Consider the following 20,522-nt stretch of genomic DNA (forward strand, 5'->3'; position numbering starts at 1 on the left):
AGGGTTGACCATTTCTATGGTCAACTGAAATCAATGGGATGTGATTGAAACATGAACCCGCAACCACTGCTCGATGGCATTCCCCGCCGCCAGTCAGCGCTTACCATGGCCCTTGCACGTGCGGTCCATCAACTGCTCGATGAGCCCACGCTTTTGCAGGATAGACACGCGTTCGACATATTGGGCAGCAACCTGGCGCGACAAACGCTCGTTGACCCCTATGTCCACAACGCTCCCATGCTTCGAACAATGCGCGCCGCTGTGGTCGCACGCACCAGGCTTGTGGAAGACAGGGTCGTTCGCGCTATTGGCACCGGAGTTCGCCAGGTCGTGATCTTGGGAGCAGGCCTGGACACGCTGTTCCTTCGCATCCCTGACAACGTCAGATGCGTCGAACTGGATCAAGCGCAGACCCAACAATGGAAACTTGACCGTCTGAAGGAGAGCGGCATTTCCGTTCCTTCCAACGTGGTCTTTCTGACTGCCGACCTGGCTGAAGCCCCCCTGATGGAATTGCTCGGTAACCATGGAATTGATCCGAAGCTGCCGACCATATTCAGCTGCTTGGGCGTGCTTCCTTACCTGGAAACCTCAGTCGTTTCGGCGATCATCCGCCAGGTTTCCCTTTATTCTTCCCAGAGCGAGATTGTGTTCGATGCCCGCATCTCACGCGAGTTTCTGTCTCCGGTAGAGCAATGGATGGAAGATATGGCTGCGCGGTCTTTCGCGGCCGCAGGGGAGCCCTGGCTAAGCGCGTTTGATCCCGCTCAATTAATGGAGATGCTCCTTTGTAACGGGTTCTGCGATGTGGAATGCCTGGATGCGGAAGCCATTAACGCACGCTACTTCATGCGTCGGCGAGATGGGCTCCAGGCCGTGGATGGTGGCTTGCGCCTGTTCACCGCAACTGTAGGCTAATGTGCATTGAATTGGCGTGAGGGGACATTGCTGTGCAGCTAAAAGTCGGCGAACTTGCCAAGCGGGCGGGGCTTTCGGTACGCACATTGCACCACTATGACAACCTCGGGCTGCTTGAACCGTCAGTTCGCTCCGATGCCGGTTATCGGCTTTACGGAGCGGCAGACATCCAACGGCTCAACAAAATCCTGGCGCTTCGCGAGCTGGGCATTTCTCTGGGTGAAATCCGCCAGATCCTGTGTGAAGGAACACTTTCAACCCCGGCCATTCTTTCTGCGCAGCTGATCCGTGTCGATGCCGAGATAGCGCATCAGCACAAACTTCGCACCCGTCTGGAACGTTTGCAACGTGCACTACTTGAAGAAGACCTGTCGGAGGCGGGTTGCCTCAATACGCTGGAAGCGATGGCGTTCTATCGCCACCATCTCAGTGAAGATGATCTCAGTTTGCCCTTGCTTGGAGCTAACGGAAGATTTGCGGCTCCTTGGCAGAAGCGTATTGATGGCCTCAGGGCATTGTTTGAAAGGGGAGTGTCTCCACGCGCATCGGCTGCTCGCCGTGCGGCACGCGATTGGATTGCGCTGGTGGAAAAAGACACGCGGTCAAACGCTGGAATGTTCGTGCGCGTGGACAATCTGCTCACTTCGCGCGGGGAGGACCTGTTTAATACGGGGTTTTCTCCACAGCTTGGAGAGTACATCCTGAAGGCGTTCTGCGAGCACCGCCTGCTGATCTATCGCAAGCATTTGAGCCCCAACGCCTATCAATACCTGCGACGCACTTACATCGGCGTGATGCGGGAGTGGCCAGGCCTGCTTGATAGCCTGGAAGTCCTGCGCAACGCTCATTGTCCAGCCACGAGCGCCGAGGTGCAGCTGATCGCAAGGTCGTGGCTGGCCATGCGGCACAAGCTGGCACTGGACGACGCCGCACTCCAGGCCATACGCCGTGCAGAGGAGTCCGAAGAAGAATTGCGCGTCGGTACCTGGCTCCATCCCTGTCTGCTGAAGTTTCTTGAAAAGGCCGTCGCTTCGGTTTCTGCAAGCGCGAATGTCCAGGCGCCCGGCGCATGATGAATACACTAAAACCATAGATTATGTTTTCGAAATATCCTTTACGTCCAGGCACCGAATCGCAGGCAACAGGTCCCGTTATCCAGTTCTGCGAAGCGCGTGGTATCCCGTACACTCATTTTGGAGAAAAGCCGCCGGAAGTCGTTGTGATTAACGGTGGACAAGGATTTATGCGGCAGCAGACGCCTCGCCGTCAGCGCAGGGATTGTCGGCGAATCGCCCGAATTCTGCCTGCAAATACTTCGTTCGTCTTGCTTGGGTATCCCGATGCAGTACCAGGTGCGACCTTGCAGATACTTGCGGAACGTATGGCGGAGCTGGTCGCTCGACGATTTGGGCCCATTATCCTGGTCGGTATATCATTCGGGGGCATCCTGGCATTGCGCCTCGCTTCTCGGAACGCTGCCCTTGTCCGCAGGCTCATTCTTGTTTCAAGCGCTCACGAGCTTGGCGAAACCGGCAGGGGGTTGGTTCGTCAGCAAGTGTCCCACGTCCTGGCTCAAGATTACGTTGCATTGATGGAAAGTTTCACCACTGTCTTTCGGCGCCCATGGCGAAACGCCTTGCTACGCGCGGCACTTTGGCTTGGTCGTAAGCGACTGGCTCAGCGAATGGGGAATACCCAAACGATTGTTCGTTACCTGAATGCTTTGTTGGAATGTTCCGGCGAGCGTGCAGATTGGCTGAACAGCATCGAGGCACAGACTTTGGTTATTGGCGGAAAGGATGACCAGTTCTTCGGAGAAGGCGCGATGAAGCGAACAGCCGATCGAATAGCAGGTTCGACGCTGCATCTAATCGAAGGAGAACAGCACATGATGATGGTTGAGTGTTCGTGCATTGTCGCACGCGCCATTGCCAACTGGCTCGCTGATGCTCAAGGTGCTCCATCGATAAAGGCAAAAGATGGTGTTGAACCGTAAGCCCAGCGTCTCGGTCACTTGTGCTTCGGGAAAAGGGCGGAAAGAATTTGCCACCTTTTCATTGAATCGGCAGGGCAGGGCGCCCATAACTCTTCTTCGATGAACTCGGCGTATCGGTCGACAACTTCTGCGCAGCCGTTCATGCCCAGGTCATGGGGTGTACCGTCTGGATCGAGCCACTGACCGGAGACCACACGGAACTCTAACTCCCTGTAGCCATGGGCGTCCCAGTCGCTCGACCAGGCGCCGGTCTTCGACTGCTCGTCAACGAGGTCGGTGATCTCGCATTGCAGCACACTGGCCTCCGCTTCAACCAACACCTCGTACACAATGCCTCCTAGGGCATTCGCCCCGCCTACTGCGGCTCCATGTCGCTCTCCAAACTGATGCCCGCCGCCGGCCATCGTCATCCTGCACAACCACCTCGCCGTCGAGCCAGGCCGAGTGGACGGCCATCCGGGCCAGGTCCGCGGCCACCAGCGGCATACGGTCCGTCCAGTCGTACCCGTTCTTGGTGAACAGCTGAACCGAGCCATCGATCCTGGCCAGCATCCGGTACCCGTCATACTTAATCTCGTATCGCCAGGCGCCGGCGGGTGGCCGGCCGACCAGCGTAACGAGCTGCGGCGCGATGCGTTCAGGGCACGGTACCGTCGGGGGCTGCATGACGGCCACCTCTCAGCTTCGGGTTGTTCCCGATGGAGTTTGCCGGGCAGGAAAGGTGCCTGCGACCCGACAAGCAGTGAGCGGCTACACAAAGGAAGGGAATCGTTCGGCAGAACGCCGGGGAGGGTGGTTCAGGTGTCTAAAACCGCTCAAAAGCATCTCGGTTTTGCTGGGCGAAAGTCGCTGAAACTGGCAGAACCATATTAGACAGGCTCGATTCGCAGGCCGCATTGGTCGCGGTCTGAGGTCGATTATTTCCGCTACTGCTGCATCATCGGGGTGTGTGCGGAGAAATCGGAGATTGCTTTATTCATCAAGGGCTTAAAAAGTAGGTCTCAATATTGTGGGGCAAATTGGGGCGTTCTGTGTTGCATGCGCGACGCCGAGACCCACCGGATTTTTCAAGCCGCATAGGTTAACACGGCTACCCGGCAGGCAGTACCTGCATGTCTGGCAAGCGCGCAGGGTTGTATTGAAGGCAGGTTGACAGCACCGAGCTGCCATGGAGAATTGCGCGCTCTTACCCATCAGGATGGCTTGCCTGACGCATTCGCGGGGGCCTGCGGCCCAATAGAAAGTTATTGCAACAGGTTGATTAGTGCCATGAGCGCAGTTCGTTTTGATGTAGATGCGGTTTTTTGTATTTCCCTCGACACCCGCGCTGACCGGCGCACGCTGTTCAGCGAAACCATCGGGCGACAGCTCGACAACGAAGTGCACTTTCATGTCGTCGAGAAAAACAGCGATCCCAAGCGCGGTTGCTACGAATCCCATCAGCAACTGGCCCGTCATGCGCTGGATAAGGGCCTCGATCGAATCCTGATCTTCGAAGACGATGCCAAGGCTTATGAGTTCAAGCCTTCGCAAGTGCGCTGGGTCAATCGCTTCATGCAGAAACGGCCTTTCGAGGCCTTGCACCTGGGTTATTCCATGGGGCGAACCTGGCTGACCTGGTTCCCGTTCATCGCCCGCGGGCGGGTGGTGGCGCTGCATGCTTATGTGCTGTCGCGCGAGGGCTGCCGGATCCTGGCGCAGACCCCCTACGATGGCACGCCGGTGGATGTGGTGGTCAAGCACCGGATCCGCCAGCATTGCGTATTCCCCATGATGTTCCGCCAGCACGCCGCCGCCGTGGCCGGTAGCGACCTGGAACAGGTGGTGCGCAATGAGGACGAGTGGTGGGAGCGCAACTGGACCAAGCATCGTCGTTCACCGATGAAGAACCTCTGGCGGACCGTGCTGCGGCTGAATTTCTGATTGGTGTGGGCTTCAGGCGCCAAAAATCCAGAGGCGAACATCCTCATGTCCAGCACGCCGCCAGACGCCCATTCCCCAATCCTGAAATGCTAGGGTAGAAGGCAGTCTACAAGGAGCCCGACATGGACCCGATCACCACGCTTGCCATCCGCCTGGGTGAGCACCTGCGCCGCTTCAACGCGCAGGTGAGCACCGCCGAATCCTGCACCGGTGGCGGCATCGCCGAGGCCATCACCCGTGTGCCCGGCAGCTCGGCCTGGTTCGAGGCCGGTTACGTGACCTATTCCAACACCCAGAAAACCCGTCAGCTGGGAGTGCCCGCAGCGTTGTTCGGCCAGGTTGGCGCGGTAAGCCAGGAAGTGGTCGAAGCGATGGTCCGCGGCGCCCAGGCTGCCAGCGGCGCGCGCTTTGCCGTGGCGGTGAGCGGCGTGGCCGGGCCAGACGGTGGTTCGCCGGCCAAACCAGTGGGTACCGTGTGGCTGGCCTGGGGCGACGGTAACCATGTGTACAGCGAGCGGCGCCAGTTCGACGGCGACCGCGAGGCTGTGCGCCGACAGACGGTGATCGCCGCGTTAGACGGCTTGTTACAGCTTGGTGCCGAGTAAATCGACAACAGGGGTTTGCGCGGGCGCTTGCCTGTGGAATAATACTGGCTACTTATACAGGTATTCCGGCCGTCAGGGCCAAGTCGAACACGTGAGGATTTCAATGGACGACAACAAGAAGCGCGCCTTGGCTGCGGCCCTGGGTCAGATCGAACGCCAATTCGGCAAGGGCGCCGTCATGCGCATGGGCGACCACGAGCGCCAGGCTATCCCTGCCATCTCCACTGGCTCGCTGGGCCTGGACATCGCCCTGGGCATCGGCGGCCTGCCAAAAGGCCGTATCGTCGAGATCTACGGCCCGGAATCGTCGGGTAAGACCACGCTGACTCTGTCGGTCATCGCCGAAGCCCAGAAGAACGGCGCCACCTGCGCCTTCGTCGACGCCGAACACGCCCTCGACCCCGAGTACGCCGGCAAGCTGGGCGTCAACGTCGACGACCTGCTGGTTTCGCAGCCGGACACCGGCGAACAGGCCCTGGAAATCACCGACATGCTGGTGCGTTCCAACGCTGTCGACGTGATCATCGTCGACTCCGTGGCCGCCCTGGTACCGAAGGCCGAGATCGAAGGCGAGATGGGGGACATGCACGTGGGCCTGCAGGCGCGCCTGATGTCCCAGGCGCTGCGCAAGATCACCGGTAACATCAAGAACGCCAACTGCCTGGTCATCTTCATCAACCAGATCCGTATGAAGATCGGTGTGATGTTCGGCAGCCCGGAAACCACCACCGGTGGTAACGCCCTGAAGTTCTACGCCTCGGTGCGTCTGGATATCCGCCGCACCGGCGCGGTCAAGGAAGGCGACGAGGTGGTCGGTAGCGAAACCCGCGTCAAGATCGTCAAGAACAAGGTTTCTCCACCATTCCGTCAAGCCGAGTTCCAGATCCTCTACGGCAAGGGTATCTACCGTAACGGCGAGATCATTGACCTGGGTGTTTCCCAGGGTCTGGTCGAGAAGTCCGGTGCCTGGTACGCCTACCAAGGCAACAAGATCGGTCAAGGCAAAGCCAACGCTGCCAAGTACCTGGCTGAGAACCCGGCTATTGGTGCCGAGATCGAGAAGCAGATTCGTGAGAAGCTGCTGACCTCTGGGGCTGTTGCGGCTGCTGGTAAGGCTGCTGCTGCCGAAGCCGATGCCGATGACATGGCCGACGCTGACGCCGGTTATTGATTGCGCGGTAGATAGCCGAACATGTCCGCCGTACTCGACACCCCCGTCGCCATTCGGCGGACAGCCATGGACCTGCTCGCGCGACGTGAGCACGGTCGCGTCGAGCTGACGCGCAAGTTGCGTCAGCGCGGCGCTTCGGACGAGCTGATCGAGCCTGAACTCGACCGGCTCGCCGAAGAAGGGCTGCTTAGCGAAGCCCGCTACCTCGAAAGTTTCATCCGGTACCGTTCCAGCTCCGGCTATGGCCCTGCGCGTATTCGCGAAGAGCTAGGCCAGCGCGGTTTGGCGCGTGCTGATATCGAGCAGGCGCTTCGCGAGAGCGAGGTGGACTGGGGCGAGCGCATGCGTGATGTATGGCAGCGCAAGTTTGCTGGTCAACGCCCGCAAGATCCCCGAAGCCGTGCCCAGCAGACCCGTTTTCTGGCGTACCGGGGTTTCCCCATGGACATGATCGGCCGCCTGCTCAGTGGGCGTGATATCGACGATTACTGAAGACCGGGGCCGCTTTGCGGCCCTTCGCGGGCTTGCCCGCTCCCACAGGTTTGAGGCGAGGCATCAGACAGTGCGTGCTCTTGTGGGAGCGGGTTTACCCGCGAACACCGGCGCAGCCGGTGTCATACACCGCGTTGGATTCTTCGCGGCGGTTCGACGCCTCGATGAACCCGCTCCCACAGGATGCGCGGACTAGTATCACGATCAACTGACCTTCAACGCCTCCCTGGCCCGCTGCGTGGTATGCATGGGTTGCGGCTTGGCCCAGTTCTCCGGCAGGTTGATGAAGTCCACCAGTTCACGCAGCCGGCCTTGATCCCGACCATTGAAGGCAAATGACAAACGGGTCAGGTGGCTGAAATTGCCCACTTCGTGCTCGGCGCTGCTGTCAGGTTGCTGGTGATACTTGCCACTCAGGCGCAAGTCGGCAAAGCCTTCCTGGATGTCATACAGCGCCGCCTCGCTGAGCGGGTGATGCATGCGGATCACGAACTGGCTCTTCAGCCAGCGGCTGGAGTGGTAGTTACTGTAGAACTGGTTGATTTCTTCCACTGCCTCGTCAGCGCTGTACACCAGGCGCAGCAGTTTCAGGTCGCTGGGCAGGATGTAGCGGTTCTCCTCCAGTTGGCGGCTGATGAAGTCCAGGCAGTCGCGCCAGAAGCTGCCACCTGGCGAATCCAGCAGCACTACCGGTACCAGCGGGCTCTTGCCGGTCTGGATCAGGGTCAGCACTTCCAGCGCTTCATCCAGAGTGCCGAAACCACCCGGGCACAGCACCAGGGCATCGGCCTCCTTGACGAAGAACAGCTTGCGGATGAAGAAAAAATGGAACGGCAGCAGCTTGTCGGTGCCATCCACCGTGGGGTTGGCGTGTTGCTCGAAGGGCAGGGTGATGTTGAACCCCAGGCTGTGGTCGCTGCCGGCGCCTTCGTGGGCAGCTGCCATGATGCCGCCGCCGGCACCGGTGATGACCATCAGGTCGGAGCGTGCCAGGGTTGCGCCCAGTTCGCGGGCCAGGGCGTACATCGGGTGTTCCAGCGGGGTGCGCGCCGAGCCGAACACGGTCACCTTGCGCCGGCCCTTGTAGCGCTCCAGGGTGCGGAACGAATGGTCCAGTTCGCGCAGCGCCTGCAGGGTGATCTTGGCGCTCCAGCGGTCGGTGTCGTCATGGGCCATGCGCAGGATGGTCAGCATCATGTCGCGGTACAGCGGCAGGTTGGGGCTGTTCGGGGCTACCAGTTGCAGCTGTTCGTCGATGTTGCTCAGGTCGATGTTGTTGTCGCGGAAGTGGCTGAACAGCAGTTCACTCGATTGGTAAGGCATGCAACGTCTCCTTCTGCACCAATACCTCTGACCTCAATCTAGACCCTTGCGCTCAATCGTGCCGGGGTGTTCGGCATCGCCGCCCGTCGGCATGCAGCCACTGGGGATGCGGGTTTGGTTAACTGGGTAGAGCGAAACGTGTCGATGCAGGAGGTGGCGGTATGCATCGCTTGATCATCGAAGTGGACCGGCAGCTTTACCAGCAGCTGGAGAATGCGGCCCAGGTGCATCACCTGAGCCTGGAAGCCGAGTGCCGGCGCAGGCTGTCGGGGCTGGAATGCCAGTCGCGCTACTTGCAGGCGCTGCTGGCAGAGATGCGCGCCGATGCCGCTGAAGGGCACTGGCGCGACCGTGAGGACGAGAAGGCGTAGCGATCGAAGTGGTTACTTCTTCTTGTTGCCTGCGACGCAGCTGGCGTTGTCGAACGCCTGATCCATGATCGGTTGGTTGGTCTTGTAGACCGTGAAGCGGTAGACCATCACCGCGCCCTTGGACATCAGGTTGCGGAAACCGCTGTTGCGGCAGACGCTGTCACCCAGCTGGCTGCGTACCTGATCGGGGTTGGCCTGCATGCGCGCAGCATGCTCCTGGCGCACGCTCAGGTGGTTGACCAGTGCCTTGCCTTCCACCGTGTAACCCTGGTCGAGGATGTCCTCGTTGATGGCTCGCGGGGTGCCGACACTGCTCTCTTTGGCAACCTTCTGCAGCATGTTGTTCAGGTCGTATTCCTGCTTGGAAGCCGCCTGGGCTGCCAGGGGCAGGGCGAGCAACAGGCTCAGGGCGGGTACGATACGGCGCAGCATGAATCTCTCCTGGTTCGATGACTGGCGCTTTGACATGCGCGGGTCGACGGCGTTCCGTGACAACCGCACGTTGGCTGCAAATGGGGCTGCGCAGCAGCCCCAGAAGCGCGCAGGCGCGAGGCTGGGTAAAAACAGCGATTATAAGGACCGCGCCGCCACCTGCACAGCAATTGGCCGCTGTTCTGATAGACTGGCGCCCTTAGTTTTCTCCGAGTCATCCTTGTGTCCATTCCCAACCTGTCCAGAGGCCTGCCGGCATGAGCCATGCGGTAGCGCGCCTGCGCGCCGAACGCCTGGCGCGCAGCAACAAGCCCTTCATCGCCCGTGGTTCGCGTGCCGAGCGCTGCCCCGACTGCCGGGTCATTGCCACTCATTGCCTGTGCGCCTGGAAGCCTCGGGTGCAGGCCGAGTCCGGCGTGTGCCTGCTGATGCATGACACCGAGCCGCTCAAGCCCACCAATACCGGCTGGCTGATCGCCGACCTGATCCAGGACACCTCGGCCTTCGGCTGGCTGCGCACTTCGGTCGACGAACGCTTGCTGGCGTTGCTGGGCGATCCGCGTTGGCAGCCCTACATCGTCTTTCCCGGCGAATTCGTTGCCCAGGAGCGAGTAGTCAGCGAAGTGGTGCGCGAGCCGGGCAAGCGCCCGCTGTTCATCCTGCTGGATGCCACCTGGACCGAAGCGCGCAAGATGTTCCGCAAAAGCCCGTACCTTGACCGCTTCCCGGTGTTGAGCCTGCAGGCCGAGCAGATGTCCCGCTACCGGCTGCGCCGCTCCAAGCGCGATGATCACTTCTGCACTGCGGAAGTCGCCGCCATGTGCCTGGACCTGGCTGGCGATACCCAGGCCTCGCAGGCGCTGGACGCCTACCTGGATGTGTTCAGCCTGCATTACCTGAGCGGCAAGCGGCGCCTGCCGCTGGACGAGCAGGACGATACCCACCAGCGTTTGCATACCTTCCTATAGTCCAAGGGGCACAACCCCTGCTTTGGTTCATAATGACCCTTACCCGAGTGCCCGACACAGAACAGGATCCCCAGATCGATGGCCACTTACGAAATCCTGATTGCCGATGACCACCCGCTGTTCCGTGGCGCCTTGCGCCAGGCCGTTACCCTCGGCCTGGGCCCGGATGTACGCCTGGTTGAAGTCGCCAGTATTGCCGAACTGGAAACCCGCCTGAGCGAAAAAGCCGATTGGGACCTGGTGTTGCTGGACTTGAACATGCCAGGGGCCTATGGTTTTTCCGGGCTGGTGCTGCTGCGCGGGCAATACCCGCAGATACCCGTGGTGATGGTATCGGCGCAGGAAGAGGCCGCAGTGGTGGTCAAGTCCCGCGAGTTTGGCGCCAGTGGCTTCATTCCCAAGTCCAGCACCCTGGAAGTTATTCAGGATGCGGTGCGTAAAGTGCTCGATGGCGAGGTCTGGTGGCCGCCGCAGGCGTTCGAAAAAGTCGATGTCTCGGCCGAGGCCAAGGCCGCCAGCGAAGGGCTGGCCAGCCTCACGCCACAGCAGTTCCGCGTGCTGACCATGGTCTGCGAAGGCCTGCTGAACAAGCAGATCGCCTATGAGCTGAGCGTTTCGGAAGCGACCATCAAGGCCCACGTGACCGCGATCTTCCGCAAGCTGGGCGTGCGTACTCGCACCCAGGCGGCTTTGCTGCTGCAACAACTTGAATCGGTTGCCAGTAGCTGAGTGCGTGTGGCTTCACGCTTTTTTGACCCGTGCCGGTCTAGTCTGCTGGCCTTTCCGTTGTGAAGTGACATACATGACATCGCCATTCAAGGGCCAGACCGGCCTCAAACGTATCTTCAACGCTGCCGGCTATTCGCTGGACGGCCTGCGCGCCGCTTTCAAGGGCGAGGCCGCGTTCCGCCAGCTGGTGCTGCTCAATGTGCTGCTGGTCCCGATCGCTTTCTGGCTACCGGTCAGCCGTGCGGAGCGGGCGATCATGATCGCCGTGTGCCTGTTGGGCTTGATCGTCGAACTGTTCAACTCGGCGGTGGAGGCAGCCATCGACCGCATTTCGCTCGAGCGCCACCCACTTTCGAAAAACGCCAAGGACATGGGCAGCGCCGCGCAACTGGTGGCACTGACCATGGTGGCGCTGGTGTGGGGCGTGATCCTGCTTTAAGCGATCGGTGGCAACACGATCTCGTCACTGCGTGTGAAACCGGCAGTGAAGTTGCGGCACAGTTCGAGAAATTCGCGCATGGCCGAGGTCTGGTACTTCTGTTTGTGCCAGATGAAGTAGAACTGGCGCATCAGGTCCAGCTCCGGGGTTTCCACCGGCACCAGGCTGCCGCGGCGGAAGGCGTCACGCAGGGCCAGGCGCGAGATGCAGCCAATGCCAAGGCCCGACTCCACCGCGCGCTTGATCGCTTCGGTGTGTTCCAGCTCCAGGCGGATGTTGAGGTTGGCGCGGTGGTGGCGCATGGCCTGGTCGAAGGTCAGGCGCGTGCCTGAGCCCTGCTCGCGCAGGATCCACGCTTCCTGGGACAAGGTCTGTACATCGGCGCGGCCCAGCTTGGCCAGCGGGTGCTGCGGCGCGCAGAACACCACCAGCTCGTCCTCGACCCAGGGCTGCACTTCCAGGTTCGGGTGGTTGCAATCGCCTTCGATCAGACCCAGATCAATTTCGTAATGCGCCACCTGTTGCACGATATGCGCAGTGTTCTGCACATGCAGCTTCACCTGGCTTTCCGGGTGCACCTGCATGAAACTGCCGATCAACAGGGTGGCCAGGTAGTTGCCGATGGTCAGCGTGGCACCGACCGCCAGCGAGCCGAAACCGGACTTGCCGTTGAGCAGGTCTTCGATTTCCTTGGCCTGGTCGAGCAGGGCCACGGCCTGCGGCAACAGTTGCTGGCCCAGGGCGTTGAGGCTCAGGCGCTTGCCGGCGCGGTCGAACAGCTGGCAGCTGGACTGGCGCTCAAGCTCGGTGATCGAGGTGCTGGCGGCCGACTGCGACAAGGCCAGCACACTGGCGGCGCGCGAAACGCTCTGGTGCTGGGCCACGGCAACGAAGACTTGCAGCTGACGAAGTGTAAATCGCATATCTATATAACCGATAACACATATCTTGATAATCCAGTTAACAGATATTGTCGCTGCCCCTAAACTATCGCGCAACTGCGCGTCTTGCGCGCGCCGCGTCTTTCTTCAGGAGCCCCATTAAATGAGCAACATGAACCACGAACGTGTCCTCAGTGTGCACCACTGGAACGACACCCTGTTCAGCTTCAAGTGCACCCGCGACCCGGGCCTGCGCTTCGAGAACGGTCAGTTCGTGATGATCGGCCTGCAACAGGACAACGGCCGTCCGCTCATGCGCGCCTATTCCATCGCTTCGCCGAACTGGGAAGAGCACCTGGAGTTCTTCAGCATCAAGGTGCCGGACGGTCCGCTGACCTCGCAGTTGCAGCACCTGAAGGAAGGCGACGAGATCATCATCAGCAAGAAGCCTACCGGTACCCTGGTTCTCGATGACCTGAAACCGGGTAAGCACCTGTACCTGCTGAGCACAGGCACTGGCCTGGCACCGTTCATGAGCGTCATCCAGGACCCGGAAACCTACGAGCGCTTCGAGAAAGTGATCCTGGTGCACGGCGTGCGCTACGTGAACGAAGTGGCCTACCGCGAGTTCATCACCGAGCACCTGCCGCAGAACGAATTCTTCGGCGAGTCGGTTCGCGACAAGCTGATCTACTACCCGACCGTGACCCGTGAACCGTTCGAAAACCAAGGCCGCCTGACCGACCTGATGCGCAGCGGCAAGCTGTTCAGCGACATCGGCCTGCCACCGATCAACCCGCAGGACGATCGCGCGATGATCTGCGGCAGCCCGAGCATGCTCGACGAGACCAGCGAAGTGCTGGACAGCTTCGGCCTGAAGGTCTCCCCGCGCATGCGCGAGCCGGGTGACTACCTGATCGAGCGTGCCTTCGTCGAGAAGTAAGGCACAGGCTGATGCAAAGAAGGCGACCTTAGGGTCGCCTTTCTTGTGCCTGTGATTCATGTGTCGCCAACACTGGCCTCTTCGCGGGTAAACCCGCTCCCACAGAGCTACCACAAGGCCTGACGTCAGTGGTATCCCTGTGGGAGCGGGTTTACCCGCGAAGGGGCCGGAACAGGCACAACACAACCTATTCCACGCGCGTCTCGCCGCTGTACACCAATATCTCCCGACACCGCTTGCACAGGTAGCGCCGCCCCTGGCGCACCAGCTTGTGCCGCTGCGCAGTAAACGGGAAGTCGCTCTGTGGGCACGGGCAGCGGTAGATGTAGCGGGTCACCACGCGCCGTTGCACTTCGTAGTTGTGGCAACGGTTGGGCGGCAGTTCATACACCCCGCGCATGATCAGCTGCCACTCCTCGCCATGGGCCTGGATACGGTCGCCGAACAGCTGGTGGGCCACCAGGTGCGCCACTTCATGGGCCACGGTCTGGCGCAGGAAGTCTTCCTGGTTTTCGCGGTAAAGCTGCAGGTTGAAGCGCAGCAGGTTCTGGTGCAGGTGGGCGACACCGGCTTTTTGCCCGCGCAGCTTGAAGCTGACCTCCGGGCGCGGGAAGGGGCGTTTGAAGAAGGTTTCAGCTTGCTGGTAACAGGTTTCGACGCGTTGTCTGAGCAGCTCGGGCATGGCGGGGTGGTTCTCCTGACCGGGCATTATGCCGCAACCCCGGGCAGGCTGCCGAGCCACCGGTCAGCGCACAGCCAGAGGCCGCCTTGCGGCGGCCCCAGGTTTGATGCCCCAGTGTTGGTCGGGTCTGTTCTAGTTGGTGTAGACGGGCCCCACGCCCAGTCCCCAGATGATCACCGTGGCGGCCATGATCGCCACCAGTACCACAAGGCCTACCGCCAGCACCGAGCTGGAGAACAGGAAGCCTTCGTCGGACGGTATGTTCATGAACGTCGGCAAGCCGACGTACAGCAGGTACACCGTGTAGCAGATGGCGGCGGTGCCGATCAGCATGCCCAGCCACAGGTGCGGGTACAGCGCCGCCAGGCCGCCGATGAACAACGGTGTGGCGGTGTAGGTGGCAAAGGCGATGCACTGTGCCATTGACGGGTTGGCATCGTAGGTGCGGGCCATCCAGTGGATGAACGCCCCCATTACCGCCACCCCGGCAAGCATGGCCAGGTACGACATGATGCTCATCCAGATGGCGCTTTCCATGGTCAGCATCACCGCTGGCCGGTCGCCGATCACCCAACCGACCTGGGTGGTACCGATGAAGGCCGACACGGCGGGGATCGCAGCCAGGATCAGGGTGTGCGTCAGGTACATGTGGCTGATGGTTTCTTCTTCGCCACGAATTTCCCGCCATTCCTGGTCGGGATGGGTAAACAGCCCCACAACGTGATGAATCATGCCGATCACTCCTCTCAATGTTGCCAAACGCCCCCCAGATGGAGCGCAAGCGGCGCCAGGCCGGAACACCGAAGCAAGCGGTAATGTGGCCTTATGTCGCAGTATAGGAAGCCGTTACCGGCATAAACCGTGCTTTTTAGAGCAAATTGCGCTGTAAGGCGCGCTGTTGATTACGATGAAGTCTTTATCGGAATGCCTACAGCGCCGCCGCGTTTGTGCGTAAAATAGCCGGCTTTTGTCACACCTCGCGGATCCAAGCGCTATGGGCACCCTCTCGGTCAACCAGAACAAACTGCAAAAACGCCTGCGTCGTCTCGCCGGCGAAGCCATCACCGACTACAACATGATCGAGGATGGCGACAAGGTCATGGTCTGCCTGTCCGGCGGCAAGGACAGCTACACCATGCTCGACGTTCTGTTGCACCTGCAGAAGGTGGCACCGATCAAGTTCGAGATCGTTGCGGTGAACATGGACCAGAAGCAGCCGGGGTTCCCCGAGCATGTGCTGCCGGCCTACCTCAAGGAACTGGGCGTCGAGTACCACATCGTCGAGAAGGACACCTATTCTGTGGTCAAGGAGCTGGTCCCCGAGGGCAAGACCACCTGCTCGCTGTGTTCGCGCCTGCGCCGTGGCACCCTGTACACCTTTGCCGACGAAATCGGCGCGACCAAGATGGCGCTGGGGCACCACCGCGACGATATCGTCGAAACCTTCTTCCTCAACATGTTCTTCAACGGCGCGCTCAAGGGCATGCCGCCGAAGCTGCGCGCCGACGATGGCCGCAACGTGGTGATCCGCCCGCTGGCCTACTGCAGCGAGAAGGACATCCAGGCCTACTCGGACATGAAGGAATTCCCGATCATCCCGTGCAACCTGTGCGGCTCGCAGGAAAACCTGCAGCGCCAGGTGGTCAAGGACATGCTGGTGGAATGGGAGCGCAAGCACCCGGGGCGTACCGAGAGCATCTTCCGCGCCCTGCAGAACGTTGCACCGTCGCAGTTGGCCGACCGCAACCTGTTCGATTTCACCAGCCTGAAGATCGACGAAAACGCCACCCCGCGTTTCCTTGACGTGCTGAACATCTGAGCCCATGCGCGATTACCAGTGGTTGCACGAATACTGCCTGAACCGCTTCGGCTCGGCCCAGGCGCTGGAGGCCTTCCTGCCGCAGCCGCGCACGCCGGCGCAGCTGCGTGATATCAGTGACGACCGCTACCTGTCGACCTTGGCCCTGCGCGTGTTCCGCGCCGGGCTCAAGCACAGCCTGGTGGATGCCAAGTGGCCGGCGTTCGAGCAGGTGTTCTTCGGCTTCGACCCGGAGAAGGTGGTGTTGATGGGCGCCGAACACCTCGAGCGGCTCATGCACGACGAGCGCATCATCCGCCACCTGGGCAAGCTCAAGAGCGTGCCGCGCAATGCGCAGATGGTGCTTGATATCGCGAAGGAGAAGGGCAGCTTTGGTGCGTTCATCGCCGACTGGCCGGTGACCGACATCGTCGGCTTGTGGAAGTACCTGGCCAAGCACGGTAACCAGCTGGGCGGGTTGTCGGCACCGCGCTTCTTGCGCATGGTCGGCAAGGATACGTTCATCCCTACCGATGACATGGCTGCGGCGTTGATTGCGCAGAAGTTGATCGACAAGCCGCCGACCAGCCAGCGGGACCTGGCCTTGGTACAGCAGGCGTTCAACCAGTGGCATGCCGAGAGTGGGCGGCCGCTGTGCCAGTTGTCGGTGATGCTCGCGCATACCGTCAACCATTGAGATTGCTGGGGCTGCTTTGCAGCCCTTTCGCGACACAAGGCCGCTCCTACAGGAATACGCGATACCCTGTAGGAGCGGCCTTGTGTCGCGAAAGGGCCGCAAAGCGGCCCCAGAATTTACGCCCCTTCGCCCGCCATGCGCCGCTCATGCTGGAACTTCCAGCGCACATACAGCAGCCCGGCAATGAACAGCCCCAGGCTCACCAGCACTTCTACCCAGCCAAATACCGCCCGCGCCGGGTCGAACGCCGCCAGCACGCCCTTGATGAAATAGATATTCACCACGAAGCAGGTCCAGGCATGTGCCCGGGCGCTGCCTGTCAGCATGCCCGGCAACAACAGCAACAACGGCACCAGTTCGATCGCCAGGATCACCTCGACCCGCGCCCCGTGCAGGTTGGCGAACCACAGGTTGTTCACTACCAGCAGGGCGATCAGGCCGAAGAAGAACGCCAGGCTCAGCGCCCGCGTCAGGCGCAGGCGCGGTGCCAACCATTCCAGCGCCGGCAATACCTTGGGCTTCTTAGCCACGTGCGGCCTCCAGGGCCTTGGCGGTGGTCGCCAGGCGTTGGCCAAGGGCGCGGCACAGGGCGATCTCGTGCTGGTCGAGCTCGCGCTTGCCATCGGCGCCAGCATGATGGCTGGCGCCATACGGGGTGCCGCCGCCACGGGTCTCGAGCAGTGCCGATTCGCTGTACGGCAGGCCCATCACCAGCATGCCGTGGTGCATCAGGGGCAGCATCATCGACAGCAGGGTGGTTTCCTGCCCGCCGTGCAGGCTGGCAGTGGAGGTGAAAACGCCTGCCGGCTTGCCGACCAGTTCACCGCCCAGCCACAGGCTGCTGGTGCCATCCAGGAAGTACTTGAGCGGCGCCGCCATGTTGCCGAAGCGGGTCGGGCTGCCCAGTACCAGGCCGGCGCAGTGGCGCAGGTCGTCCAGGGTGGCGTACAGCGCGCCACTGGCCGGGATGTCCGGGGCCACCGCTTCGCACTCGGTGGAAATTGCCGGCACCGTGCGCAGGCGGGCTTCCATGCCGGCCAGCTCGATGCCGCGGGCGATGTGCCGGGCCATCTCGCTGGTCGAACCATGGCGGCTGTAATACAGCACCAGGATGTAAGGCTGGCTCACGGCAGGATCTCCAGTACTTTCTCGGGCGGGCGGCCAACCACGGCCTTGTCACCGGCGACCAGGATCGGCCGCTCGATCAATTTGGGGTGCCGGGCCATGGCTTCGATCAGTTGTGCGTCGGTCAACGCCGGGTCGGCCAGGTTCAGCTCCTTGTACTCGTCCTCGCCGGTACGCAGCAGTTGGCGCGGGGCGATGCCCAGCTTGCCGAGCAGGGCCTTCAGGGTGGCAGCGTCGGGCGGGGTCTCGAGGTAGCGAACGACGGTCGGCGCCAGGCCGCGAGCTTCGAGCAGTTCCAGGGCGCCGCGGGATTTCGAGCAGCGCGGGTTATGATAGAGCGTGAGGTCGGTCATGTCGGGTCGCATCCAGCAGGGTGTGGCGGCTATTCTAACCGCAGCGACTGACCAATTTGCTTTAAAACTCGAGAAGGATTGACCCATGGCAAGGCGTCTGGCAGCAGTACTGGCCATCACCGCGAGCCTGTTGCTCGGTGGTTGCGGTGCCGATTATGGCGTGGACCAACACGGTAATACGATTACGGCCGAACAACTCGATGGGCACTGGCTGGTGCTCAATTACTGGGCCGAATGGTGCGGACCGTGCCGTACCGAAATCCCTGAACTGAACGCGGCAGCCAAGCAGTGGGCGGCCGACGGTATCAAGGTGGTGGGTGTGAACTTCGACGGCTTGCAGGGGCAGGAGCTCAAGCAGGCTGCCGAAACCCTGGGCATCGCCTTCACCGTATTGGCACAGGACCCGGCCGAACGCTATGACCTGCCACGTAGCGAGGCATTGCCGGTGACCTACATCATCGATGACAAGGGCAAGGTGCGGGAGCAGCTGATGGGCGAGCAGACCCTGGAAGGGCTGCAGGCCAGGATCAAGGCCCTGAAAGGCGCCTGATCCAGAAAGCTTCGCGGGTAAACCCGCTCCCACAGGTACAGCGCCGCTTTCAAAGCCTGCGCCGAACCTGTGGGAGCGGGTTTACCCGCGAAGAGGCCAGAGGATCGGTCAGCCTTCCTCAGGCCAGAAGCGCAGCGGCTTGCCTTCGGCCGGCCAGAAACGCACCTGCTCGATAGGCGACACATCCCAGCGCTGCACCGTTTCCAGCGCCTGCAGGAAGCGCTTTTCCTGCTCCATCAACGCCGGTGCGCAGAGCTTGCGGGTCTTGCCGACCTTGCCGAAGCTCAGGTGCTCGCCGTCCAGTGTGTACGGCGCGAACCAGTGGTTGCAGCCGCCGTTGCCATAGGCACGGCCATCGCTGGCCAGGGTCAGGGTCAGGTGGCTGTAGTCGATCAGTGGTCGTTCGCCAATCCACTCCAGCACGTAGCTGCGCTCCTGCTGCAGTTTCGAAGGTTCCGCGGCGCAGCCGAGCAGGCCGCTGGCAATCAGCACGCCGGTCAGCAGATTCTTCACTCGGCGCTCTCCTGGCAACGCGGGCACAGGTGTTTTTCGCCACGGCTGGCCCAGCCCAGCTCGGCTACGCGCGCGCTGGCTGCAGGCTGGCGGGCTTTCTTGCCCAGCTTGGCGTCCACCGCGAACTCGAAGTCCAGCACGGCGTCGCAGCTGTCGCACGCGACCTGCCAGGTGAGGATTTCCAGTTCGTTGAACACCGGGCCGCTGGCCACGGCAACCCACTGGCCGCGCGGGTTGATCAGGTGGCGTACGCTCTCCACTGTCAGGCGCATGGACAAGTCCTTGCTGCCCTTGAGGGTGACCAGCAGGGTGTCGCCTATGTGCATCGAGCCGCCGTTGCCGGTGACCTGATAGCGGCCCGGCACCAGGGCGCGGCACTCGATAAGCGTGTGTTGCGGGTTGAAAAGGGTGTAGCGGAAATCGTGCTCGACCATGGGTCCTCCAGAAATGCCGCGTATCCTAGCACTAACCCATCACCAGATTCTGTGGATTGCCTGCCGCCCAGCGGTTGATGTTGTCCAGCGTGGTCGCGGCGATGGCATCCAGTGCCTCGCGGGTAAGGAACGCCTGGTGGGCGGTGATGATCACGTTGGGGAAGGTCAACAGGCGGGCCAGTACGTCGTCCTGTAGCGGCAGGTCGGAGCGGTCCTCGAAGAACAGCTGGGCTTCTTCTTCGTAGACGTCCAGGCCCAGGTAGCCGAGCTGGCCGCTCTTCAGCGCGTCGATCAGCGCCGGGGTGTCGACCAGCGCGCCGCGGCCGGTGTTGATCAGCATGGCGCCGGGCTGCAACTGGGCCAGGCTTTGTGCATTGATCAGGTGCCGGGTGTGTTCGGTCAGCGGGCAGTGCAGGCTGATGACGCGGGCTTCGCGCAGCAACTCGGGCAATGGCAGGTAGCGCGCGCCCAGGGCCAGCAGCTCGGGGTTGGGGTAGGGGTCATAGGCCAGCAACTGGCAGCCAAAACCGGCCATGATGCGGGCGAACGCGGTGCCGATCTGGCCGGTACCAACCACGCCGACGGTCTTGCCATGCAGGTCGAAACCGGTAAGCCCGTGCAGGGTGAAGTCACCCTCGCGGGTGCGGTTGTAGGCCCGGTGCAGGCGCCGGTTCAGGGCCAGGATCAGCGCCACGGCGTGTTCGGCCACGGCGTGCGGCGAATAGGCCGGCACTCGCACCACGGTCAGGCCCAGGCGCTGGGCGGTGGCCAGGTCGACATGGTTGTAGCCGGCCGAACGCAGGGCGACCAGGCGTGTGCCGCCTGCGGCCAGGCGCTGCAGCACCTGGGCGTCGAGCTCGTCATTGATGAAGGCGCAGACCACCTCGTAGCCATCGGCCAGGGCCGCGGTGTCGAGGGTCAGGCGGGCGGGCTGGAAGTGCAGGTCCAGGGTGGTGCCGCTGGCGGCCCGGGTGAAGCTTTCCTGGTCGTAGTGCTGGCTGCTGAACAACAGGGCGCGCATGTTTGATTCCTTATACATGACTCATTAACGACACAGGCCCTGTAGGAGCGGCCTTGTGTCGCAAAAGGGGCGCGGAGCGGCCCCAGGTTCTATGCCATGGCGACGATCGCCGGGGCCGCCTTGCGGCCCTTTCGCGACACAAGGCCGCTCCTACCAAG

General features: G+C 61.6%; 28 protein-coding genes. 15 read left to right on the top strand and 13 right to left on the bottom strand.

Annotated elements, in window-relative coordinates; genetic code table 11:
- The first annotated feature begins 51 nt into the window (after positions 1 to 51).
- Genes RIN61_RS17670 through RIN61_RS17680 form a run of 3 tightly spaced genes read left to right on the top strand, consistent with a single transcriptional unit; the run spans position 52 to position 2,914 of the window.
- A complete protein-coding gene (locus RIN61_RS17670) occupies positions 52 to 918 on the top strand; it encodes a class I SAM-dependent methyltransferase (RefSeq protein WP_108479878.1) in 867 nt (288 codons plus the stop codon).
- A 32-nt stretch (positions 919 to 950) separates the two neighbouring features.
- On the top strand, positions 951 to 1,991 hold the full coding sequence (locus tag RIN61_RS17675; protein WP_264209512.1) for a MerR family transcriptional regulator: 1,041 nt from the start codon (positions 951 to 953) through the stop codon (positions 1,989 to 1,991).
- A 23-nt stretch (positions 1,992 to 2,014) separates the two neighbouring features.
- Positions 2,015 to 2,914 (top strand): alpha/beta fold hydrolase, encoded by a 900-nt coding sequence (locus RIN61_RS17680; protein WP_313853149.1) that lies wholly within the window; start codon positions 2,015 to 2,017, stop codon positions 2,912 to 2,914.
- A 14-nt stretch (positions 2,915 to 2,928) separates the two neighbouring features.
- On the opposite strand, the gene RIN61_RS17685 is transcribed toward RIN61_RS17680, so the two are convergent.
- Positions 2,929 to 3,243, bottom strand: coding sequence for a hypothetical protein (locus RIN61_RS17685; RefSeq protein WP_108479875.1), 315 nt, complete (start codon positions 3,241 to 3,243; stop codon positions 2,929 to 2,931).
- Positions 3,224 to 3,580, bottom strand: a complete 357-nt coding sequence (locus RIN61_RS17690) for an ATP-dependent DNA ligase (RefSeq protein ID WP_153670798.1) — start codon at positions 3,578 to 3,580, stop codon at positions 3,224 to 3,226. Before RIN61_RS17690 ends, RIN61_RS17685 begins: the two co-directional genes overlap by 20 nt.
- 603 nt (positions 3,581 to 4,183) lie before the next feature.
- Here RIN61_RS17690 and RIN61_RS17695 point away from each other — a divergent pair.
- The 4 genes from RIN61_RS17695 (at position 4,184) to recX (ending at position 7,105) form a co-directional block, all read left to right on the top strand.
- Positions 4,184 to 4,837 (top strand): glycosyltransferase family 25 protein, encoded by a 654-nt coding sequence (locus RIN61_RS17695; RefSeq protein ID WP_112251077.1) that lies wholly within the window; start codon positions 4,184 to 4,186, stop codon positions 4,835 to 4,837.
- Positions 4,838 to 4,959: 122 nt separating this feature from the next.
- On the top strand, positions 4,960 to 5,442 hold the full coding sequence (locus RIN61_RS17700; protein WP_112251079.1) for a CinA family protein: 483 nt from the start codon (positions 4,960 to 4,962) through the stop codon (positions 5,440 to 5,442).
- 103 nt (positions 5,443 to 5,545) lie between these two features.
- Complete coding sequence (gene recA, locus RIN61_RS17705; protein WP_015269214.1) at positions 5,546 to 6,613, top strand: recombinase RecA; 1,068 nt, start codon at positions 5,546 to 5,548, stop codon at positions 6,611 to 6,613.
- Positions 6,614 to 6,634: 21 nt separating this feature from the next.
- On the top strand, positions 6,635 to 7,105 hold the full coding sequence (gene recX, locus RIN61_RS17710; protein ID WP_085619270.1) for a recombination regulator RecX: 471 nt from the start codon (positions 6,635 to 6,637) through the stop codon (positions 7,103 to 7,105).
- 204 nt (positions 7,106 to 7,309) lie between these two features.
- On the opposite strand, the gene RIN61_RS17715 is transcribed toward recX, so the two are convergent.
- Positions 7,310 to 8,428, bottom strand: a complete 1,119-nt coding sequence (locus RIN61_RS17715; RefSeq protein ID WP_112251081.1) for an LOG family protein — start codon at positions 8,426 to 8,428, stop codon at positions 7,310 to 7,312.
- A gap of 161 nt (positions 8,429 to 8,589) precedes the next feature.
- Between RIN61_RS17715 and RIN61_RS17720 the strand changes: the two genes are divergently transcribed.
- Positions 8,590 to 8,799, top strand: a complete 210-nt coding sequence (locus tag RIN61_RS17720; RefSeq protein ID WP_112251083.1) for a hypothetical protein — start codon at positions 8,590 to 8,592, stop codon at positions 8,797 to 8,799.
- A gap of 12 nt (positions 8,800 to 8,811) precedes the next feature.
- Here RIN61_RS17720 and RIN61_RS17725 read toward each other — a convergent pair whose 3' ends face one another.
- On the bottom strand, positions 8,812 to 9,231 hold the full coding sequence (locus RIN61_RS17725; RefSeq protein WP_112251085.1) for a quorum-sensing-regulated virulence factor family protein: 420 nt from the start codon (positions 9,229 to 9,231) through the stop codon (positions 8,812 to 8,814).
- A gap of 257 nt (positions 9,232 to 9,488) precedes the next feature.
- On the opposite strand from RIN61_RS17725, the gene RIN61_RS17730 reads away from it, so the two are divergent.
- The 3 genes from RIN61_RS17730 (at position 9,489) to RIN61_RS17740 (ending at position 11,367) form a co-directional block, all read left to right on the top strand.
- Positions 9,489 to 10,199 (top strand): tRNA-uridine aminocarboxypropyltransferase, encoded by a 711-nt coding sequence (locus RIN61_RS17730; protein ID WP_215520367.1) that lies wholly within the window; start codon positions 9,489 to 9,491, stop codon positions 10,197 to 10,199.
- A 78-nt stretch (positions 10,200 to 10,277) separates the two neighbouring features.
- Positions 10,278 to 10,928, top strand: coding sequence for a response regulator transcription factor ErdR (gene erdR / locus RIN61_RS17735; protein WP_112251088.1), 651 nt, complete (start codon positions 10,278 to 10,280; stop codon positions 10,926 to 10,928).
- Positions 10,929 to 11,001: 73 nt separating this feature from the next.
- A complete protein-coding gene (locus tag RIN61_RS17740; RefSeq protein ID WP_004375479.1) occupies positions 11,002 to 11,367 on the top strand; it encodes a diacylglycerol kinase in 366 nt (121 codons plus the stop codon).
- On the opposite strand, the gene finR is transcribed toward RIN61_RS17740, so the two are convergent.
- A complete protein-coding gene (gene finR / locus RIN61_RS17745; protein WP_112251089.1) occupies positions 11,364 to 12,290 on the bottom strand; it encodes a LysR family transcriptional regulator FinR in 927 nt (308 codons plus the stop codon). The genes RIN61_RS17740 and finR overlap by 4 nt on opposite strands.
- A gap of 121 nt (positions 12,291 to 12,411) precedes the next feature.
- Between finR and fpr the strand changes: the two genes are divergently transcribed.
- Positions 12,412 to 13,191, top strand: coding sequence for a ferredoxin-NADP reductase (gene fpr / locus RIN61_RS17750; protein WP_112251090.1), 780 nt, complete (start codon positions 12,412 to 12,414; stop codon positions 13,189 to 13,191).
- A gap of 187 nt (positions 13,192 to 13,378) precedes the next feature.
- Here the strand turns inward: fpr and RIN61_RS17755 are convergent, their stop codons facing one another.
- A complete protein-coding gene (locus tag RIN61_RS17755; protein WP_112251091.1) occupies positions 13,379 to 13,873 on the bottom strand; it encodes a SprT family zinc-dependent metalloprotease in 495 nt (164 codons plus the stop codon).
- A gap of 132 nt (positions 13,874 to 14,005) precedes the next feature.
- Positions 14,006 to 14,605, bottom strand: a complete 600-nt coding sequence (locus RIN61_RS17760) for a Yip1 family protein (RefSeq protein WP_003252385.1) — start codon at positions 14,603 to 14,605, stop codon at positions 14,006 to 14,008.
- Positions 14,606 to 14,867: 262 nt separating this feature from the next.
- Between RIN61_RS17760 and ttcA the strand changes: the two genes are divergently transcribed.
- Together ttcA and RIN61_RS17770 are read left to right on the top strand one after the other, a co-directional pair.
- A complete protein-coding gene (ttcA, locus tag RIN61_RS17765; protein ID WP_012270926.1) occupies positions 14,868 to 15,692 on the top strand; it encodes a tRNA 2-thiocytidine(32) synthetase TtcA in 825 nt (274 codons plus the stop codon).
- Between the two features lie 4 nt (positions 15,693 to 15,696).
- Positions 15,697 to 16,368 (top strand): DNA-3-methyladenine glycosylase I, encoded by a 672-nt coding sequence (locus RIN61_RS17770; protein ID WP_112251092.1) that lies wholly within the window; start codon positions 15,697 to 15,699, stop codon positions 16,366 to 16,368.
- A gap of 116 nt (positions 16,369 to 16,484) precedes the next feature.
- Here the strand turns inward: RIN61_RS17770 and RIN61_RS17775 are convergent, their stop codons facing one another.
- Genes RIN61_RS17775 through arsC form a run of 3 tightly spaced genes read right to left on the bottom strand, consistent with a single transcriptional unit; the run spans position 16,485 to position 17,846 of the window.
- Positions 16,485 to 16,898: a DUF2069 domain-containing protein gene (locus RIN61_RS17775; RefSeq protein ID WP_133970559.1), complete on the bottom strand. Its 414-nt coding sequence runs from the start codon at positions 16,896 to 16,898 to the stop codon at positions 16,485 to 16,487.
- Positions 16,891 to 17,496, bottom strand: coding sequence for an NAD(P)H:quinone oxidoreductase (gene wrbA, locus RIN61_RS17780; RefSeq protein ID WP_025338005.1), 606 nt, complete (start codon positions 17,494 to 17,496; stop codon positions 16,891 to 16,893). The genes RIN61_RS17775 and wrbA overlap by 8 nt, the downstream gene beginning before the upstream one ends.
- Positions 17,493 to 17,846 (bottom strand): arsenate reductase (glutaredoxin), encoded by a 354-nt coding sequence (gene arsC, locus RIN61_RS17785; protein WP_112251095.1) that lies wholly within the window; start codon positions 17,844 to 17,846, stop codon positions 17,493 to 17,495. The genes wrbA and arsC overlap by 4 nt, the downstream gene beginning before the upstream one ends.
- Positions 17,847 to 17,931: 85 nt before the next feature.
- Here arsC and RIN61_RS17790 point away from each other — a divergent pair, with 85 nt between their 5' ends.
- Positions 17,932 to 18,396 (top strand): TlpA disulfide reductase family protein, encoded by a 465-nt coding sequence (locus RIN61_RS17790; RefSeq protein ID WP_215520369.1) that lies wholly within the window; start codon positions 17,932 to 17,934, stop codon positions 18,394 to 18,396.
- Between the two features lie 108 nt (positions 18,397 to 18,504).
- Here RIN61_RS17790 and RIN61_RS17795 read toward each other — a convergent pair whose 3' ends face one another.
- Genes RIN61_RS17795 through RIN61_RS17805 form a run of 3 tightly spaced genes read right to left on the bottom strand, consistent with a single transcriptional unit; the run spans position 18,505 to position 20,364 of the window.
- Positions 18,505 to 18,909, bottom strand: coding sequence for an META domain-containing protein (locus RIN61_RS17795; RefSeq protein ID WP_112251099.1), 405 nt, complete (start codon positions 18,907 to 18,909; stop codon positions 18,505 to 18,507).
- Positions 18,906 to 19,343 carry a hypothetical protein gene (locus RIN61_RS17800; protein ID WP_112251101.1) on the bottom strand — a complete coding sequence of 146 codons (438 nt, stop codon included), beginning with the start codon at positions 19,341 to 19,343 and terminating at the stop codon, positions 18,906 to 18,908. The genes RIN61_RS17795 and RIN61_RS17800 overlap by 4 nt, the downstream gene beginning before the upstream one ends.
- A gap of 31 nt (positions 19,344 to 19,374) precedes the next feature.
- Positions 19,375 to 20,364: a 2-hydroxyacid dehydrogenase gene (locus tag RIN61_RS17805; RefSeq protein ID WP_112251103.1), complete on the bottom strand. Its 990-nt coding sequence runs from the start codon at positions 20,362 to 20,364 to the stop codon at positions 19,375 to 19,377.
- Positions 20,365 to 20,522: the final 158 nt, after the last annotated feature.

The sequence above is a fragment of the Pseudomonas inefficax genome, assembly GCF_032164165.1.
GTDB classification, from domain to species: Bacteria; Pseudomonadota; Gammaproteobacteria; order Pseudomonadales; family Pseudomonadaceae; genus Aquipseudomonas; species Aquipseudomonas inefficax.

Bases quoted from the DNA above. Each gene is read 5' to 3' on its own strand.
- RIN61_RS17740 (WP_004375479.1), top strand. From the start codon at position 11,002: ATGACATCGCCATTCAAGGGCCAGACCGGCCTCAAACGTATCTTCAAC.
- RIN61_RS17695 (WP_112251077.1), top strand. From the start codon at position 4,184: ATGAGCGCAGTTCGTTTTGATGTAGATGCGGTTTTTTGTATTTCCCTC.
- RIN61_RS17715 (WP_112251081.1), bottom strand. From the start codon at position 8,428: ATGCCTTACCAATCGAGTGAACTGCTGTTCAGCCACTTCCGCGACAAC.
- RIN61_RS17800 (WP_112251101.1), bottom strand. From the start codon at position 19,343: ATGGTCGAGCACGATTTCCGCTACACCCTTTTCAACCCGCAACACACG.
- RIN61_RS17805 (WP_112251103.1), bottom strand. From the start codon at position 20,364: ATGCGCGCCCTGTTGTTCAGCAGCCAGCACTACGACCAGGAAAGCTTC.
- RIN61_RS17725 (WP_112251085.1), bottom strand. From the start codon at position 9,231: ATGCTGCGCCGTATCGTACCCGCCCTGAGCCTGTTGCTCGCCCTGCCC.
- fpr (WP_112251090.1), top strand. From the start codon at position 12,412: ATGAGCAACATGAACCACGAACGTGTCCTCAGTGTGCACCACTGGAAC.
- RIN61_RS17700 (WP_112251079.1), top strand. From the start codon at position 4,960: ATGGACCCGATCACCACGCTTGCCATCCGCCTGGGTGAGCACCTGCGC.
- erdR (WP_112251088.1), top strand. From the start codon at position 10,278: ATGGCCACTTACGAAATCCTGATTGCCGATGACCACCCGCTGTTCCGT.
- RIN61_RS17680 (WP_313853149.1), top strand. From the start codon at position 2,015: ATGTTTTCGAAATATCCTTTACGTCCAGGCACCGAATCGCAGGCAACA.
- RIN61_RS17790 (WP_215520369.1), top strand. From the start codon at position 17,932: ATGGCAAGGCGTCTGGCAGCAGTACTGGCCATCACCGCGAGCCTGTTG.
- ttcA (WP_012270926.1), top strand. From the start codon at position 14,868: ATGGGCACCCTCTCGGTCAACCAGAACAAACTGCAAAAACGCCTGCGT.
- arsC (WP_112251095.1), bottom strand. From the start codon at position 17,846: ATGACCGACCTCACGCTCTATCATAACCCGCGCTGCTCGAAATCCCGC.
- RIN61_RS17720 (WP_112251083.1), top strand. From the start codon at position 8,590: ATGCATCGCTTGATCATCGAAGTGGACCGGCAGCTTTACCAGCAGCTG.
- RIN61_RS17770 (WP_112251092.1), top strand. From the start codon at position 15,697: ATGCGCGATTACCAGTGGTTGCACGAATACTGCCTGAACCGCTTCGGC.
- recX (WP_085619270.1), top strand. From the start codon at position 6,635: ATGTCCGCCGTACTCGACACCCCCGTCGCCATTCGGCGGACAGCCATG.
- RIN61_RS17730 (WP_215520367.1), top strand. From the start codon at position 9,489: ATGAGCCATGCGGTAGCGCGCCTGCGCGCCGAACGCCTGGCGCGCAGC.
- RIN61_RS17755 (WP_112251091.1), bottom strand. From the start codon at position 13,873: ATGCCCGAGCTGCTCAGACAACGCGTCGAAACCTGTTACCAGCAAGCT.
- RIN61_RS17760 (WP_003252385.1), bottom strand. From the start codon at position 14,605: ATGATTCATCACGTTGTGGGGCTGTTTACCCATCCCGACCAGGAATGG.
- finR (WP_112251089.1), bottom strand. From the start codon at position 12,290: ATGCGATTTACACTTCGTCAGCTGCAAGTCTTCGTTGCCGTGGCCCAG.
- RIN61_RS17670 (WP_108479878.1), top strand. From the start codon at position 52: ATGAACCCGCAACCACTGCTCGATGGCATTCCCCGCCGCCAGTCAGCG.
- recA (WP_015269214.1), top strand. From the start codon at position 5,546: ATGGACGACAACAAGAAGCGCGCCTTGGCTGCGGCCCTGGGTCAGATC.
- RIN61_RS17690 (WP_153670798.1), bottom strand. From the start codon at position 3,580: ATGCAGCCCCCGACGGTACCGTGCCCTGAACGCATCGCGCCGCAGCTC.